The following is a 14,093-nucleotide window of genomic DNA, read 5'->3' on the forward strand; positions in this document are numbered from 1 at the left end:
CCTTTCCGAAGATTCGGAAGGGCTTTTCTTTCTAAGGAGCAACCATGTCTACGATCAATTTATCCCCGGTATTTCCTGCAAACGAGCAGCGTGTCATCCAGCGAGCATTACGTCTGCTGGAGAAATACCAGCGTCAACCGAGTGAGTCATTTACCTCTACCAGCCTTACAAAAACTTGGCTGCAACTGCAGATGGCTCACCTGGAACGGGAAGTCTTCATCGTAATGTATCTCGACAATCAGCATTGCCTGCTGGAGCGAGAAACACTGTTTACCGGCACGCTCAACCATACCGAAGTGCATCCCCGCGAAGTGGTTAAATCAGCCCTGAAACATAACGCTGCTGCGGTCATTTTGGCGCATAACCACCCGTCCGGCACGACAGAAATCAGCCAGCAGGATAAACATGTCACTCAGCGAATTGCTAAAGCCTTGGCTCTGGTGGAAGTGCGTGTGCTGGATCATCTTGTGGTCGGGAACGAAGTGGTGTCTTTTGCTGAATGTGGCTTGTTATGAGGTGCAGAATGAAAATCATCAGTAAGCGCCAGGCGATGCATATTTATCGTCAGCATCCCGAATCCAAGTTATCTGCCTTCTGTACAGGTCACTACCAGTGGCATAGCAGTGTCTGCCATTACTACGGACGTGAAGTTCAGGATATCAGCGGCGTTCTCGCTGTTTTTGTTGAACGTCGTCAGGACCGGGCAGGCCCGTACGCCATTCTGCGCACGCGTGACAGTGAACTAATCAACCCACTCAGTCATTAAGGAATATATTAATGCAGTCGACCACCTTATCCGGCACATCGGCGGAGAACGCATCCTGCCTTCAGTGGGGTTTAAAACGTAATATCACGCCATGCTTCGGCGCTCGCTTGGTACAGGAAGGCAACCGCCTATACTTTCTGGCTGACCGGGCAGGATTTAATGGCTCATTCAGTGACGATGAAGCTTTGCGTCTGGACCAGGCATTTCCACTGATGATGAAACAGCTTGAGCGGATGCTGACGGCTGGCGAGCTTGATCCTCGCAGCCAGCACTGCGTCACACGGCATCACAACGGACTTACTTGTGAAGCTGACACTCTCGGCTCTCATGGCTACGTTTACATTGCCATATATCCCCAGTCAGCTCTAACCAGATAACACCTTCCTCTTCTTTTATCAGGGACTCAACACATGCATATTTCAACTGTACCGGCAACGGTGACGGTTTCGTCACGCCTGTCTCCTGTCCAAGTTTGGCAAAAACTATTAACGTATATTTTAGAGCATCATTACGGCCTCACGATCAACGACACACCGTTCAGTAACGATACGACGATTCAGGAACATATAGAGGCTGGAGTGAATCTTACTGATGCTGTTAATTTCCTTGTGGAACGATTCGAGCTGGTGCGCATTGACCAGAAGGGTTTATCCTGGCAGGATCAAGAACCCTGGATAACATCTTTGGATGTTCATCGGGCACAGTTCAACCTTGGCTTGAAACGCTCATAAATCAGCCAACTGATCATTAAGGAAAACATGTGGGGGCATAATCGGGGGCATGTCAGTAAACCACATAGGAAAATAATCAATAAATTCAACATGATTAATCACCAAATGCGACTCCTGTGATCTCCGCCAAAATGAACATCTACCTCATATGCAAATAATTTATTAATACACATCCTTTATTCCCTATACTTATATTTATTAAACCCCCAAAATATAGCTAAATTTATGTGAGATAGATCCAAATATCAGTAATTCAGCCAATTTTCTATTCAACATTATCTGATAAATTACAGATTCACTCTTACAAGGATGAATATATGACTGCTGCTATTCGTTTTCGGGCCTCTTGCATCAAAACATTATCATCTGTAGAAGCAAATCCAGAAAAATCACACCAGCATGAGTTTAATGGAGTTAAAGAATTAAAAGCTTTATTAGGTATAGATGAATTTAAATGTGATGCACAATTCTCTATACGCGGATCACAAATCTCAAAACTGGCACAAGTTACTTGGTATGACGCTCGTACTTCCCATCTGTCGAGATCAGAGTATCGGCTCTATTTTACGCCAAATGAAGTTATGGATAATGCTGCTGAAGGCGACAATATAATTATAGGGTATGATACGAATGATAAACTGCAGATTATGTTAATAAAAATGGGAACTGCTTCGCATGAGGGATTAATTAAACATTGGCGAGCAAATTAGCAATTCATCTTTTTATTCACTGACGCCAGTATACTTCTGGCGTTAAAAATAATTACCCATTAATATTTAACAATATATTTATAGACGAAATATCATTAAGGATGAGTTTTTTCTAATTCGCTTAGAATAAGAAAGTAGCGTCTTTTATTCTTTTTCGTGTTCTGCCTCAAGACGCATCCTACAAGCCTCTTTAACCCACTTGCTAAAATTGCCTTTTCCCGCCGCTTTCTCAATCTGTTCCAAAAGATCATCCTCAAATCGGATGTTTTTCATTGTGCTTTTGGCTCGATCAAAATTTAGCTTCTTTTTTTCTTGCATGGTAGGTACCACTTCAGTTACGTTATGTTCACGTGGTACCTACCACATGAAATTGGATTTCGTAAACAACGCCCCGATGTGCAGCAACACAACCGGAGCGTCTAACCATCCACAACTATCAAGGAGTTGATAATGGCTGATCCGCATTCTACCTCAGACTTCACCATCGCCGGAACCGAGCACAACGTAATTGTGCGATATCGCCCGAATCAGGGTGATGCGAGCACACCGAGCATCACGCTTTCCGGCAAGTGGCTACGCGATGCCGGATTTAATACCGGGCAACATATTCTGGTGAAAGTGATGCAGGGCTGCATCGTGCTGGTGAAATACAGTGATAAAGAGGAGTGGCTGGCGACGGCGCTGGATAAAACGCGCAAGCAGCTCAGGGAAGTGAAGGACGTTATGAAAAAGGCGTATCTGCAATCACGGCCAGACTGAAACCTGTCGATTTGCAGCATGCCAAAACAGCCTGCCCACGGGCTGTATTTGCCGGGGCGGAAGGAAATAAAAAGACCAACCAGTAAGTTGTTTTACGGTGGGAAGAACGCGGTAAAAAGCGGCAGCATCGGCTAAATATTGCACTCCAAAAAACGCGTTAAAAGTCGTTCGTTTCCCTCTCTGCATCACCATTATTAAGGAGTAAGATAAGCGCCTCGAAATTCCACAGACAACAACCGATGAAGCGCTTCCTTTTTATTCTCTCCACCGCCTTTATTTTCAACAGCAGTTTTGCTGCCGCCCCGTTGCCGAAAGACGTTCAGGATTTCCGCAACCTTGCCGAAGAGTGCGAGCATTTTGCCGGCGAGCAGGATTCAGATCTCGACGAGCAGCGCCAGAAAGAGCTGGATGCCAGCCTGCAAGCCACCTGCGGCAAAGCGGTGGTGCAGCTCAAAACGCTGCGGGAAAAATACAAGAATGACGCGGCATTAATGAAAGTTATTAATGCCTATGATTTCTGACGGCGGTTTGCAGCACGCAAAAACGGGGGCATTTGCCCCCGTTCGTTATTACGCTTTCTGCAGTGGATAATCCAGGTAGCCTTCTGCGCCGCCGCCAAAGAATTTCTCTCTGATCGGTTCGTTAAGCGGCAGGTTATGTTGCAGGCGGTACGGCAGATCCGGGTTAGCGATAAACGGTCGGCCAAAACCAATTAAGTCTGCCCAGCCTTTTGCCAGCGCTTCTTCGGCGCGCTCCGGCGTGTATTTGCCAGAGTAAATCAGCGTGCCGTGGAAAATAATGCGCAGTGCTTCTTTAAACGCAGCAGGCATCACCGGCGCGTCGTCCCAGTCCGCTTCAGCGATGTGAATGTAAGCAATGCCAATCGCATTCAGTACGCTCGCCGCCGCGAGATAAGTGGCTTCCGGCGTATCATCGCGTGAACCCATCAGCGTAGTAAGCGGAGCAAGCCGAATGCCGACGCGCTCTTTACCAATCGCCGCCGAAACGGCTTCCACCACCTCTTTCATAAAGCGCAGGCGGTTTTGCAGCGAACCGCCGTATTCGTCATCGCGCAGGTTAGATTGTGAATCAATAAACTGGTTAATCAGATAGCCGTTCGCACCGTGTAGTTCGATGCCATCGAAACCGGCAGCAATTGCGTTACGCGCCGCTTGTGCGTAATCGTTGACGATAGCGGGGATTTCATCCACAGCCAGCGCACGCGGCATGGAGTGCTGCACCATATCGCCCACGCCATTTTCCGGTCCGCGCCCTTCCACATCGACAAACACTTTTACGCCTTCGGCCTGAATCGCCGAAGAGGAAACCGGTGCCGCGTTACCGGGCTGCAAAACGGTGTGGGAAACGCGCCCCACATGCCACAACTGAGCAAAAATTTTGCCGCCCGCGTGATGCACGGCATCGGTCACTTTTTTCCAGCCAGCAATTTGCGCATCGCTGTAAATACCCGGCGTCCAGGCGTATCCCTGACCCTGCTGGCTGATTTGTGTGCCTTCGCTGATAATCAGCCCGGCACTGGCGCGCTGCGCGTAGTAATCCGCCATCATGTCGGTGGCCACATCACCCGTTCCGGCACGGGAGCGGGTCATTGGCGGCATCACAATCCGGTTAGTTAACGCGAGCGTATTCAGAGAATATTTATCAAATAACATGGTGGCTTATCCTTTCTTGATTCGGTCAATGTGGTTGCGGTTAACAACCTGATGCGAAGCAGGATAGGCGCACAAGAGTTTTGAATAAACAGCAATAAAAGCAATAAACTATTGCTACGTTGTCAATAAATAATGCTGGCCTGCCCTTATCGCAGGGATGTGGCAGAAACTGCCAGAATAGAGTGGCGAAACCGCAGGTTCTGAAGCAGGCTTATTCGCGCGTCGTATCATCTTTAGCTCATTCGTCCCGATACGGGGAAGAAATATCGCATCCGCCATGACTTTTCCTTCGAAGCAACAAAAACAGTCGTTCCAGTTATTATAAATATGAATAAGCTCCGCCATACTGTTTAAACCGAGTTTACGCAGTATCGCGTTTTTGTAATTACTGACGATTTTTTTATCGATGTCCAATGCTTGCGAAATCGTATCGCTGGACTGGTACTCTAGAAACCGCAGCATAATTTTATACTCCGTCGCGCTAAAATGGACTTCGCGAAAGGAATATATATCCTCATGACCCTTAAGGAAATTAAGTATCTTTCTGATCTCATGCCGAAGCAAAGATACAGATGAAGATTTATCGATAGAGATAAATCGAGTGCAAATAAATGAATTAAACCCTTTTTCTTCACTTAAAATATAAAGCAATGAGTTCATGCTAAAAAATAATATTTTTCCATCTCCCCGATCAAATGCAACCAACGTGTGTGTTGCATGCGGATTAATGGCTTTAAGCAGCTTATCCATGCCCATGACAAAATAGCTATCCTGAGAGATGACATACATATCCAACCTCCGGAAAATATTATTTGCCAGCGAATTATAACGAAAACAAATTATGCCTTCGGTTAATTCAAAAGGTTATATAGCGTTTTGCAATAAGAGAAATGGGTGAATCAGGAAAAATAAAGTCGCAAAAAAATGCTACCGCCCCTGGTTTTCACCAAAGCATACTGAGTCGTTCGATACCCGCCATAGCCAATAAATCCATAACAAAAGCAATTTAATCCATAAGAGAAATAATGGGTGCTGAAGATAAATTTCACTTAGGGAGGTGCAATGTTTTATGACTCAATCACCTGGAAGCATTATCTTTAATATAATAAATAACGTGGCAATAAATTTCGCCACATTTAAAATCATCTAAATTTGTAAATAAATTAAGAAGTTATTATTTTTCAAATAACAACAGTAACACAGAGTAATAAAAAATTAGCCATTAAGGTTGCATAACGCAAGAAGGCTCACAATAGATTAGGACTTTTCATAAATGTCCAAACCTATAGCTAGAATAGCCTATACCAATCAAATTATTACTAAAGCAGAAAATAGTTGAATTAGAAAAAATATATCCTCTTAAATAAATATTTTTGGTTAAAAAGCCGCCTCGCTTCACAGTACGCAGAACAAATAGGTGGAGCTGCACTTATCAATGGCTGAAAACAGCGAACAGACTGACCGCAAATTCCGACGGGAAGAGTAAGGTCTGCTAAGCCATGTTACCGTGAGGAAAAGCACATTTGCAGGGATAGTGAAGAACACTTACATTCAAAGACCCAACCTTGCTTTTCAACACGTTATTTTCGGGAAGCGTTATGCCGTTGATTGATCTTACCGCCGCTGCTGTGGCATGCAGGGAGTGCCGCTGATGGCGACACATGCGCCCTGGTTTCGCAACTGGTTACAGCTAATCGGTCTTTCATTGCTCTTCGTTGCTGTGATGGAACTGATTCATCTGCCCGCAGCGCTTCTGTTGGGCCCGATGTTTTCCGGCATTCTTCTCGCCATCTTCAACCGGCCTGTTACCGTCAGTAAAAAATGCTTCGCCGCCGCGCAAGCGGTAGTCGGCGCGATGATTGCGCATGCGATCCCGCCGTCCGTGTTTGGCCGCATCGCCGCCGACTGGCCGCTGTTTATCAGCTGTATTTTCTCCGTGATTTTTGCCAGCGCCATTCTTGGCTGGATCATGGCGAAATTGCAGGTTTTCCCCGGTTCAACAGCGATTTGGGGATCGTCGCCAGGCGCGGCAGCGGCCATGACGATTATGGCCGAGAGTTTTGGTGCGGACGTTCGCCTGGTGGCGTTTATGCAGTATTTGCGGGTGATGATCGTGGCGCTGGTCGCGGTACTGGTGACCCGTATGTGGATGGGCACTGAGAGCGCGGATCACGCGGTCGCCACCTTTACCCTGTTTGGCCCGGTGCGCTGGCTGCCGTTCGCCGGAACATTACTGGTGATTGCCGCAGGTTTCCTGATTGCCCGCTGCGTCAAAATTCCGTCCGGGCCAATGCTGATAACGTTAGCGCTGGGGATAATGGTGGAAGATACCGGTTTGCTGACGCTGGAATTGCCGCCGTGGTTGCTGGCGCTCTCCTACGCGATGATTGGCTGGAGTATCGGTTTACGTTTTACGCGGGAGATTGTTTGCTACGCTGCCCGCGCGCTACCGCGCGTGCTGCTGTCGGTGCTGACGCTTGTCGCGGTGTGCTGCGGTTTTGCCTGGTTACTGGTGCACTTCGCCGGCATCGACCCGCTTACCGCCTACCTTGCCACCAGCCCCGGCGGCGCGGATACGGTGGCGATTATCGCCTCGTCAAGCCAGGTCGATATCTCGTTTGTGATGGCAATGCAGACCGGGCGGTTTATTCTGGTGCTGATAACCGGCCCGGCGATTTCCCGCTTCGTGGCGAAACGACTGGGGGCGTAATCTCCAGGTTAATGCGAGGTCCAGTCTTGCAAACGCAAGCCTGGTATACGGGCAAACTCGCGAGTGTTATTGCTGACAAGTACCAGTCCCAGTGAGCGTGCATGTGCGCCACATCATGGCGTCATATGGTCCGACTGGAGTACCAGCTCTGGCTAACTCCGCACGCAACTGACCTGTATGAACAGCAGCATCTACACCATATGGCAGAACTTCCAGGCGCGCCATAAACCCTTCCACAACACGCAAATTTTTTTCGGGGATGGCTGATTTCTCGGCACCATAAATCAGCTCCATCAACGTGACAGAGCTGATACACATCTGCCCGTTGTGCTGATTAAAAGCCTGCCTGACGATCTCAGGTTTGTTCTTGATAGTGAAAATGCAAATATTCGTATCCAGCATAAATTTGAGCATCAAAAGTCTTCCCTGTCTTGATCCCCTGGCTGCTCCCGTGCAGCCATAAAGTCTGGTGACACACTTTCACCATCAAACCAGCTATCCCCGGCCTCCCCGGAGGGGGTAATGATGCGTGTTCTTCCTACAGCAATGATATCGACTTGTTTCACGTCCTCCGGCAGCGCGACTGCCTTTGGCAAACGCACGGCCTGACTACGGTTGCTTTTGAAAAGTGTCGTTTTTTCCACATGCGCCTCCATTGGTGAAATTTCACACTGAAAGACAGGATAATTTACCAATGGGATATACAAAATACTCCATGCAACGAACCAAAAAGAAACGTTCGAAGAGTAATCATCAGGCTAACCGCAGTTGCTCAATCACTTCCGCCACCTCGCGGCGCGCATCGCCGGTGAGCGTCCGCAATGGCGCGGGCAAGCACGATGCGCCCGCTAAACCCAGCAGTTCCGCCGCCGTGGCCATCACCCGCAGGCTACCGCCGTAGCGCTTAAAGAGATCCCACAAGGGTTGCAGCGCATCAGAGTGGGCGCGCGCCAGTGTGAAATCTCCGGCCTGTGCCGCGCGGGAAATAGCCAGCGCCGCTTGCGGGAACACCCCACCGAGTACCGAATACCAGACGCCGCATCCGGCGCGAAGACCGTCAACCGCGATGGCATCGCCGCTAATACCCAGCGTGATGCTCTGCGGAATTTGCGGGCGCAGGCGCGCAGCCCGCTCGGGTGCGGAAATCGGTGGGATTTTGATTGAGCCAATATTGGGCAACTGGGCAATACGAAGCAGCAACTCGTCGCTAAAGGTGAAATGGGTGGCGCCGGGGTTATCGTACACGCAGAGCGGCACAGAGAGTTCGCGCGTAACGGCGGCAAACAGGCTGAACACTTCCTCTTCGGTTAAGGCGTGGTAGGAGACCGGTGCCAGCAGCACAGCGCTAACGCCCGCTTTCTGCGCATCTTCCGCCAGCCACAGCACATCGCGCGTGCGCAACGCGCCAATCCCGGCAATCACCGGAACCGCGCCGGAGTGTTCCGTCGCCAGGCGCAGCGCATTGGCCCGCTCGGTACGGCTGAAATAGGGGTAGCACCCCGTCGAGCCCAGAGCGCCAATCGAATCGACTCCGGCAACACGCAGCCGTTCAATCAACTTCACGTAAGCCGCTTCATCCAGCCGTTCGTCGCGCAGCGGCGACAGCGGAAAGGCGCTCAATCCTGTGAAATCCATTCTTCCCCCTTCAGAGATCAAACCCGAGCCTGGTTTTTTCAACACGACAGCCCGGCATCATACGTTGCAATCCGGCGATCAGTTCGTCGCCTGCCTCACATAATGCGTCCAGCGGCATTTCCGGCAGGCTTTCGAGGATAAACCACATCTGGCTGTCGGCAGCGCTCAGGCGGGTACGCACGCCCTGGCGCCAGTTCCAGCGGCGGCACGTTACGCCCGTGTCATCACGCCAGATAACTTCCCCCGGCTCCGGTGATTCGTGCGCCAGCTCGCCCTCTTTCATCATGTCGAACAGCTCCGTACCGTCGGCGATCGTCAGACGTGGCGCGCCGTGATAGGCCGCAATGTTCACACCACCGACCGGAATAGCGTAGCGCAGACTGATGGCGTTATAGAGATCCACCACCGGGTCAATTGCAGGTACCACGCTGTCGCGGATATTGTCGACATCGCCAGTTAACCGACACCGCACACCATTACGCCAATGAAAGCAGCCAACCCGTTATTTTCACCATGACAGTCAGTGAACGCCATTCATGAATCTGGCTCATAACGTCATTATGATTTAATGGCGTTATCATTTGTGCCGCACTGATTAAGATACCGTTCCGCCCTTGTCGGCGTTCCCTTCATAACTTAATCAGGATCTTATGAACAACAAGCTCCACGGGCCGCTATTTCTCGCGATCCTCAGCGCGCTGATGGCCTTTACCTCCCTGTCGACGGATATTTACCTGCCCGCGATGCCTTTGATGGCAAAAGCGCTCCAGGGCGATATCGAACTGACCACCACCGGTTTTTTGGTCGGCTTCGCGCTAGCGCAGCTGGTTTGGGGGCCAATTAGCGACGCGGTTGGTCGCCGCACGCCGCTGTTTATTGGCATGCTGTTGTTTATCATCGGTTCTGCTGGCTGCGCGCTCTCCACAGAAATCCATCAGATGGTGTTCTGGCGCGTGTTTCAGGCTTTTGGTGCCTGTACCGGGCCGATGCTGGCGCGGGCGATGATCCGCGATCTGTTTGCCCGCACCCGCGCGGCGCAAATGCTCTCAACGTTAACCATCATTATGGCGATTGCGCCGATCGTTGGGCCGCTGGCGGGCGGGCAAATTATTCAAATCACCAGCTGGCACGCTATTTTTTGGTTGCTGGCCGGGATTGGCGCGCTGATGTTCATTTCGCTCTATTTCCTGCCGGAAACCTTGCCCGCTGAAAAACGCACCAAAGCCTCGCTGCCGGGCGCGTTTCGTAACTATCTTGCGCTGCTGCGTAACCGCGCGTTTATGCGTTACACGCTGTGCGTGACCTTTTTCTACGTCTCTGCCTATGCCTTTATTACCGGTTCGCCGTTCGTTTACATCCGCTATTACGGTATTGATCCGCAATATTATGGCTGGCTGTTTGCCGTCAATATTGTCGGCCTAATGGGGGTGAGCTTTCTGAACCGGCGGCTGGTGCAGCGCCATCCGTTAGATAAGTTACTAAAAATTGCCGTCACGATTGCCGCGCTGGCAATGGTAACTCTGGCGCTGGCGGTGAAGTTGCAGTTCGGCGGTATTGCTGCGGTGATCATTCCGGTGTTTCTGTTCTTTTCGATGAACGGCATTATCGCCGCCACCTCAACCGCCGCCGCACTCGACACTGTTCCCTCTATCGCCGGTTCTGCCTCAGCGCTGATTGGCTCGCTGCAATATGGCAGCGGTATTATCTCGTCACTGCTGCTGACGTGGTTTCGCGACGGAACGCCGTGGACGATGGCGTGGATCATGGCGCTGTTTACTCTTGCCAGCGCGATGATGGCGCTACGCCGCCATTGATGAGTTTTACTCATAAGCTCATGCCGATTTCCCCCAATAGTGTCGGTAGTCGGTGAGGATTATGATCGCCTTGTCACTTTTCCTTTTGGAGCGAATAGGGCGCAGGAAACCTTGCTTATTACCGGTGTCAGTCGCGGTTTTCGCCGCGAACCGCCGCTTTCTGCCTGCAACAATTTCTCGCCTGCCAACTACGCTTTAAAACGTATTCAAACACGGGAGAACAACATGAAAATCATCCGCAGCGCATCGGTTCCCTCTGCGCAAGGGCCGCAAGATTATTTCACCGGGCGCGTACGTATCGACGCGCCATTTAAAGCTGACGAACCCGCACGCGTTGGCGGTGCGACGGTCACGTTTGAGCCAGGCGCTCGTACCGCGTGGCACACCCATCCGCTGGGCCAAACGCTGATTATTACCCATGGTAAAGGGTGGATCCAGTGCGAAGGCGAAGCTGTCCAGGAGATGAACCAGGGCGATATCGTCTGGATCCCGGAAGACGTGAAGCACTGGCACGGCGCAACAGCCACCAACGCAATGACCCATATCGCCATTGCCGAATCACTAAACGGCAGCCCGGTTACCTGGCTTGAACATGTTACCGACGAGCAGTATCACGGCTAACCCGGAGGCATAATGAGCAACGTAGAAAATAAAGATTAGCCGAAAGCGCAGCCGAGCTGGCCTGCCCATTATGGGCCGTATTTCTGCGAAATGGACCGCAAAAATCGCCTTTGGACCGTATTTTTCTTATCATAAGTCGTATTTGCCTTTATGATGGGCCGCATTAACGTTTACGGCCCACAAGGCTAAGCGGGTTGGGTAAGGAGAAAGTATGGCTGTACGAGACGAAATGCTGGTGACGATGCGCGAGAAAAATACGCCCGTCAGTTCCAGCGAACTTGCCCAGGCGCTCCAGGTTGGCAAGTCGACGATCAAACGCCATCTTGAAGTCCTTATCAAGGAAGGATTATTACGTAAAGAAGGCGTGGGGAAAGCCACCCGCTATACGCTATCCCGTACTGCGCTTCATCGCCCAGTGTTGGCCGCAAACGAATCTCCTGCGCCATATAATGCCCGGTCTCTGTTGACCTACCTTCAGTCTCCGCTTACCACACGAGAAATCACCGGTTATGTCCGGGATTTCGTCGATGCCTACATCCCTAACGAAACATTTTTACTGTCTGAAGCGCTTGCGGAAACCCTGCTGAAGGAAGGTCAAATGGCGGGCCAACAGCCTGCCGGAACCTATGCCCGAAAAGTACTGGAACAACTGCTGGTCGATCTCTCATGGTCATCTTCTCGCCTGGAAGGCAACACCTATTCACTACTGGCAACAGAAGAGTTGTTTCGCAGTGGCAGGGAAGCGGGAGACATGGATGCGGTAATGCTGCTCAACCATAAACAAGCTATTGAGTTTCTTATTGATGCGGTTCCGCAGTACGGGCTCACAACACCTGTCATCAGCAATCTGCATTCGATCTTGATGAGTGATTTATTGTCGGACTCAATGGGGCTTGGCAGCATAAGAACCAAAATCGTTAACGTCAGCGGCACAACATATACACCTCCACAGACGCCTGTTTTGCTTAAAGAAATGTTTGAAATCATTGTTGAGAAAGCAAGGTTGATTAAAAACCCGGTTGAATCCGCGTTTTTCCTGTGGGTCAACCTTGCTTATCTACAGCCCTTTGAAGATGGCAACAAGCGGACAAGCCGACTCGCCGCAAATATTCCGTTGATGATTTACAACAGTGCTCCCCTCTCCTTTCTCGACGCAGACCCCGCCGAATACGCCTATGCCATGATGGGGATTTATGAAAAACGAGACGTCTCCCTTGCCGCTGAGCTCTTTGAGTTTTTATATCGCCGTTCAATTAAAAAATATGCTGTCACACTCGACGCGATGGGTGTACCCGACCCGTTTCGGTTTCGTCATCGCGAAGCGTTAAATGAAGCGATTGGTTATGTGGTTCGCGAAAGGCAGAACCTGGACGCCGCGCTAACGTCTATCACCCTCGACGAGGGAGAAACGGCTCGTTTCAAAGCGCTGTTGCAGGAAGAACTGCGCATCCTTGAGGTGTATAATTGCGCGCGGTACCGCCTGCCGATGGGGTTAGTGAAAAAGTGGATTGAAGATGGAAGGCCTTGCTAGCCCCCACCAATACTTTTCACTTTTGTAGGCGCGGACGCTATCTCTGCGCCACGCCGTGGGCGTAGCGCAGGTGCAAATCCTGCTCGAACTGTTCGCGCAGCGACGCCGGAGAAAGAATGCCGATATCCGGCAACCAGTAGCGCAACCAGCGAAACAGCGTGTGCGGATCGGTGATGGCGGTGGCGAGCGTTAAGCTGCCGTCATCATGCTGTTCAACGATACGTTGTGCCGGAAATAGCGCCCGACGGGTGACATATTCGGCGGCGTGGGCTGAAACGCGCAGCAGTGCTTCAACCCTTGAACCAAAGCGGATGCCGACGCTGTTCTCCAGCTCCGCCAGTACCTCGGCGTGGGGTTCAAAATTAAGCGTCGTGCTTTTCAGGTTTTCGATTCGCGCCACTTCAAACGCTTTCAGCCGCCCGTTTTCCACCGCCGCCAGATACCAGAGACCGTACTGGTTAATCAGCCGATAGGGCTGTGCGCACCGGGGTTTATCGCGATAGTGATATTCCACTTCGTAATGCCCGGTAATAGCGTGATTAAGCTGATTAATCAGATCTTCGATTTGCCGGTTCTCCCGGCTACTCGGCGCGTGAAAGGTAATATTGCTGCGGTGCTGCATACTGTTACGCAGCGATTGACCATCATTACGTGGAAAAAGGTGCGCCACGCCGGTAAAATCGGCGAACTCCGCCAAATGGCCATTATGCAAGGCAGGAAGAAGATGGACGCTGAGTTTATACCGGCCAGGTGAAACCTGATCGAGAATATGCCCAAGCCGTGCCAGATCGCGATAAGCCGTACGTTCAGTGATACCGAATTTTTCGCACAGCCACGCCTTATCAATGATCTTTCCCTGATACAACGCCGCGAAGATCTCGCACAGCCGCTCAATCAACGGGTCGTGTTTTCTGTCGTGACTTTCCTTCATTGTGACGGGTTCCGGAATACAAAGTCTCAGAAGACGTTAACGGTTACGGCCTGACCCTCGCGCCACGGCCCTGCTATCCAGGTAAAACCTTGTTTTTTCATAGTGGTTAACGGCAGTAATGCGAAAAACTAAAATGAAATTTCTGCCCAAAGCGCAACAATTACACAATGCCATGATTTCGCTCAGGGAAAGATAAACGATCGCCCTGACAG

The 14,093-nt window shown here is 50.7% G+C and carries 17 protein-coding genes and 2 pseudogenes; 11 read left to right on the forward strand and 8 right to left on the reverse strand.

Annotation, left to right across the window (positions count from 1 at the left end):
* The first annotated feature begins 44 nt into the window (after positions 1-44).
* The 5 genes from radC to ACFX4U_RS08425 all read left to right on the forward strand — a co-directional run bounded on the left by radC (position 45) and on the right by ACFX4U_RS08425 (position 2,207).
* A complete protein-coding gene (radC, locus tag ACFX4U_RS08405; protein WP_126498989.1) occupies positions 45-515 on the forward strand; it encodes a DNA repair protein RadC in 471 nt (156 codons plus the stop codon).
* An 8-nt stretch (positions 516-523) separates the two neighbouring features.
* Positions 524-766 carry a DUF987 domain-containing protein gene (locus ACFX4U_RS08410; protein WP_126498988.1) on the forward strand — a complete coding sequence of 81 codons (243 nt, stop codon included), beginning with the start codon at positions 524-526 and terminating at the stop codon, positions 764-766.
* A gap of 11 nt (positions 767-777) precedes the next feature.
* Positions 778-1,143: a type IV toxin-antitoxin system YeeU family antitoxin gene (locus ACFX4U_RS08415; protein ID WP_125372192.1), complete on the forward strand. Its 366-nt coding sequence runs from the start codon at positions 778-780 to the stop codon at positions 1,141-1,143.
* Between the two features lie 33 nt (positions 1,144-1,176).
* On the forward strand, positions 1,177-1,497 hold the full coding sequence (locus ACFX4U_RS08420) for a TA system toxin CbtA family protein (RefSeq protein ID WP_126498987.1): 321 nt from the start codon (positions 1,177-1,179) through the stop codon (positions 1,495-1,497).
* A 317-nt stretch (positions 1,498-1,814) separates the two neighbouring features.
* Positions 1,815-2,207 (forward strand): type II restriction endonuclease, encoded by a 393-nt coding sequence (locus ACFX4U_RS08425; protein WP_313508141.1) that lies wholly within the window; start codon positions 1,815-1,817, stop codon positions 2,205-2,207.
* A gap of 144 nt (positions 2,208-2,351) precedes the next feature.
* Here ACFX4U_RS08425 and ACFX4U_RS08430 read toward each other — a convergent pair whose 3' ends face one another.
* Positions 2,352-2,525: a YlcI/YnfO family protein gene (locus ACFX4U_RS08430; protein WP_313508142.1), complete on the reverse strand. Its 174-nt coding sequence runs from the start codon at positions 2,523-2,525 to the stop codon at positions 2,352-2,354.
* A 132-nt stretch (positions 2,526-2,657) separates the two neighbouring features.
* Here ACFX4U_RS08430 and ACFX4U_RS08435 point away from each other — a divergent pair, with 132 nt between their 5' ends.
* Positions 2,658-2,966 (forward strand): SymE family type I addiction module toxin, encoded by a 309-nt coding sequence (locus ACFX4U_RS08435; protein WP_020455769.1) that lies wholly within the window; start codon positions 2,658-2,660, stop codon positions 2,964-2,966.
* A 239-nt stretch (positions 2,967-3,205) separates the two neighbouring features.
* Entirely contained in the window at positions 3,206-3,487 is a 282-nt protein-coding gene (locus tag ACFX4U_RS08440; RefSeq protein ID WP_200551176.1) for a hypothetical protein, read from the forward strand.
* Positions 3,488-3,535: 48 nt separating this feature from the next.
* On the opposite strand, the gene ACFX4U_RS08445 is transcribed toward ACFX4U_RS08440, so the two are convergent.
* The gene (locus ACFX4U_RS08445; protein ID WP_313508143.1) at positions 3,536-4,639 is read right to left on the reverse strand and encodes an alkene reductase; all 1,104 of its coding nucleotides are present in this window, start codon (positions 4,637-4,639) and stop codon (positions 3,536-3,538) included.
* A gap of 114 nt (positions 4,640-4,753) precedes the next feature.
* Entirely contained in the window at positions 4,754-5,428 is a 675-nt protein-coding gene (locus ACFX4U_RS08450) for a LuxR C-terminal-related transcriptional regulator (protein ID WP_305734660.1), read from the reverse strand.
* An 862-nt stretch (positions 5,429-6,290) separates the two neighbouring features.
* Between ACFX4U_RS08450 and ACFX4U_RS08455 the strand changes: the two genes are divergently transcribed.
* Entirely contained in the window at positions 6,291-7,349 is a 1,059-nt protein-coding gene (locus ACFX4U_RS08455; RefSeq protein WP_313508144.1) for an AbrB family transcriptional regulator, read from the forward strand.
* A gap of 8 nt (positions 7,350-7,357) precedes the next feature.
* On the opposite strand, the pseudogene vapC reads toward ACFX4U_RS08455, so the two are convergent.
* From vapC to ACFX4U_RS08475, 4 genes and pseudogenes are all read right to left on the reverse strand, one after another.
* Positions 7,358-7,763 (reverse strand): annotated as a pseudogene (gene vapC, locus ACFX4U_RS08460) (tRNA(fMet)-specific endonuclease VapC).
* On the reverse strand, positions 7,763-7,993 hold the full coding sequence (vapB, locus tag ACFX4U_RS08465; protein WP_313508145.1) for a type II toxin-antitoxin system VapB family antitoxin: 231 nt from the start codon (positions 7,991-7,993) through the stop codon (positions 7,763-7,765). The pseudogene vapC and the gene vapB overlap by 1 nt, the downstream one beginning before the upstream one ends.
* A gap of 109 nt (positions 7,994-8,102) precedes the next feature.
* Complete coding sequence (locus ACFX4U_RS08470; protein ID WP_313508146.1) at positions 8,103-8,984, reverse strand: dihydrodipicolinate synthase family protein; 882 nt, start codon at positions 8,982-8,984, stop codon at positions 8,103-8,105.
* Positions 8,985-8,994: 10 nt separating this feature from the next.
* Positions 8,995-9,423 (reverse strand): annotated as a pseudogene (locus ACFX4U_RS08475) (B3/4 domain-containing protein); the annotation flags it as partial.
* Between the two features lie 211 nt (positions 9,424-9,634).
* Here ACFX4U_RS08475 and ACFX4U_RS08480 point away from each other — a divergent pair.
* The 3 genes from ACFX4U_RS08480 to ACFX4U_RS08490 all read left to right on the forward strand — a co-directional run bounded on the left by ACFX4U_RS08480 (position 9,635) and on the right by ACFX4U_RS08490 (position 12,950).
* On the forward strand, positions 9,635-10,798 hold the full coding sequence (locus ACFX4U_RS08480) for a multidrug effflux MFS transporter (RefSeq protein ID WP_313508147.1): 1,164 nt from the start codon (positions 9,635-9,637) through the stop codon (positions 10,796-10,798).
* A 225-nt stretch (positions 10,799-11,023) separates the two neighbouring features.
* A complete protein-coding gene (locus tag ACFX4U_RS08485) occupies positions 11,024-11,419 on the forward strand; it encodes a cupin domain-containing protein (RefSeq protein WP_200551167.1) in 396 nt (131 codons plus the stop codon).
* Between the two features lie 211 nt (positions 11,420-11,630).
* Complete coding sequence (locus ACFX4U_RS08490; RefSeq protein ID WP_313508148.1) at positions 11,631-12,950, forward strand: Fic family protein; 1,320 nt, start codon at positions 11,631-11,633, stop codon at positions 12,948-12,950.
* 37 nt (positions 12,951-12,987) lie between these two features.
* Here ACFX4U_RS08490 and ACFX4U_RS08495 read toward each other — a convergent pair whose 3' ends face one another.
* The gene (locus ACFX4U_RS08495; protein ID WP_313508149.1) at positions 12,988-13,881 is read right to left on the reverse strand and encodes a WYL domain-containing protein; all 894 of its coding nucleotides are present in this window, start codon (positions 13,879-13,881) and stop codon (positions 12,988-12,990) included.
* Positions 13,882-14,093: the final 212 nt, after the last annotated feature.

Origin of the sequence: Kosakonia sp. YIM B13588 (assembly GCF_042788165.1) — a bacterium.
GTDB lineage: Bacteria > Pseudomonadota > Gammaproteobacteria > Enterobacterales > Enterobacteriaceae > Kosakonia > Kosakonia sacchari.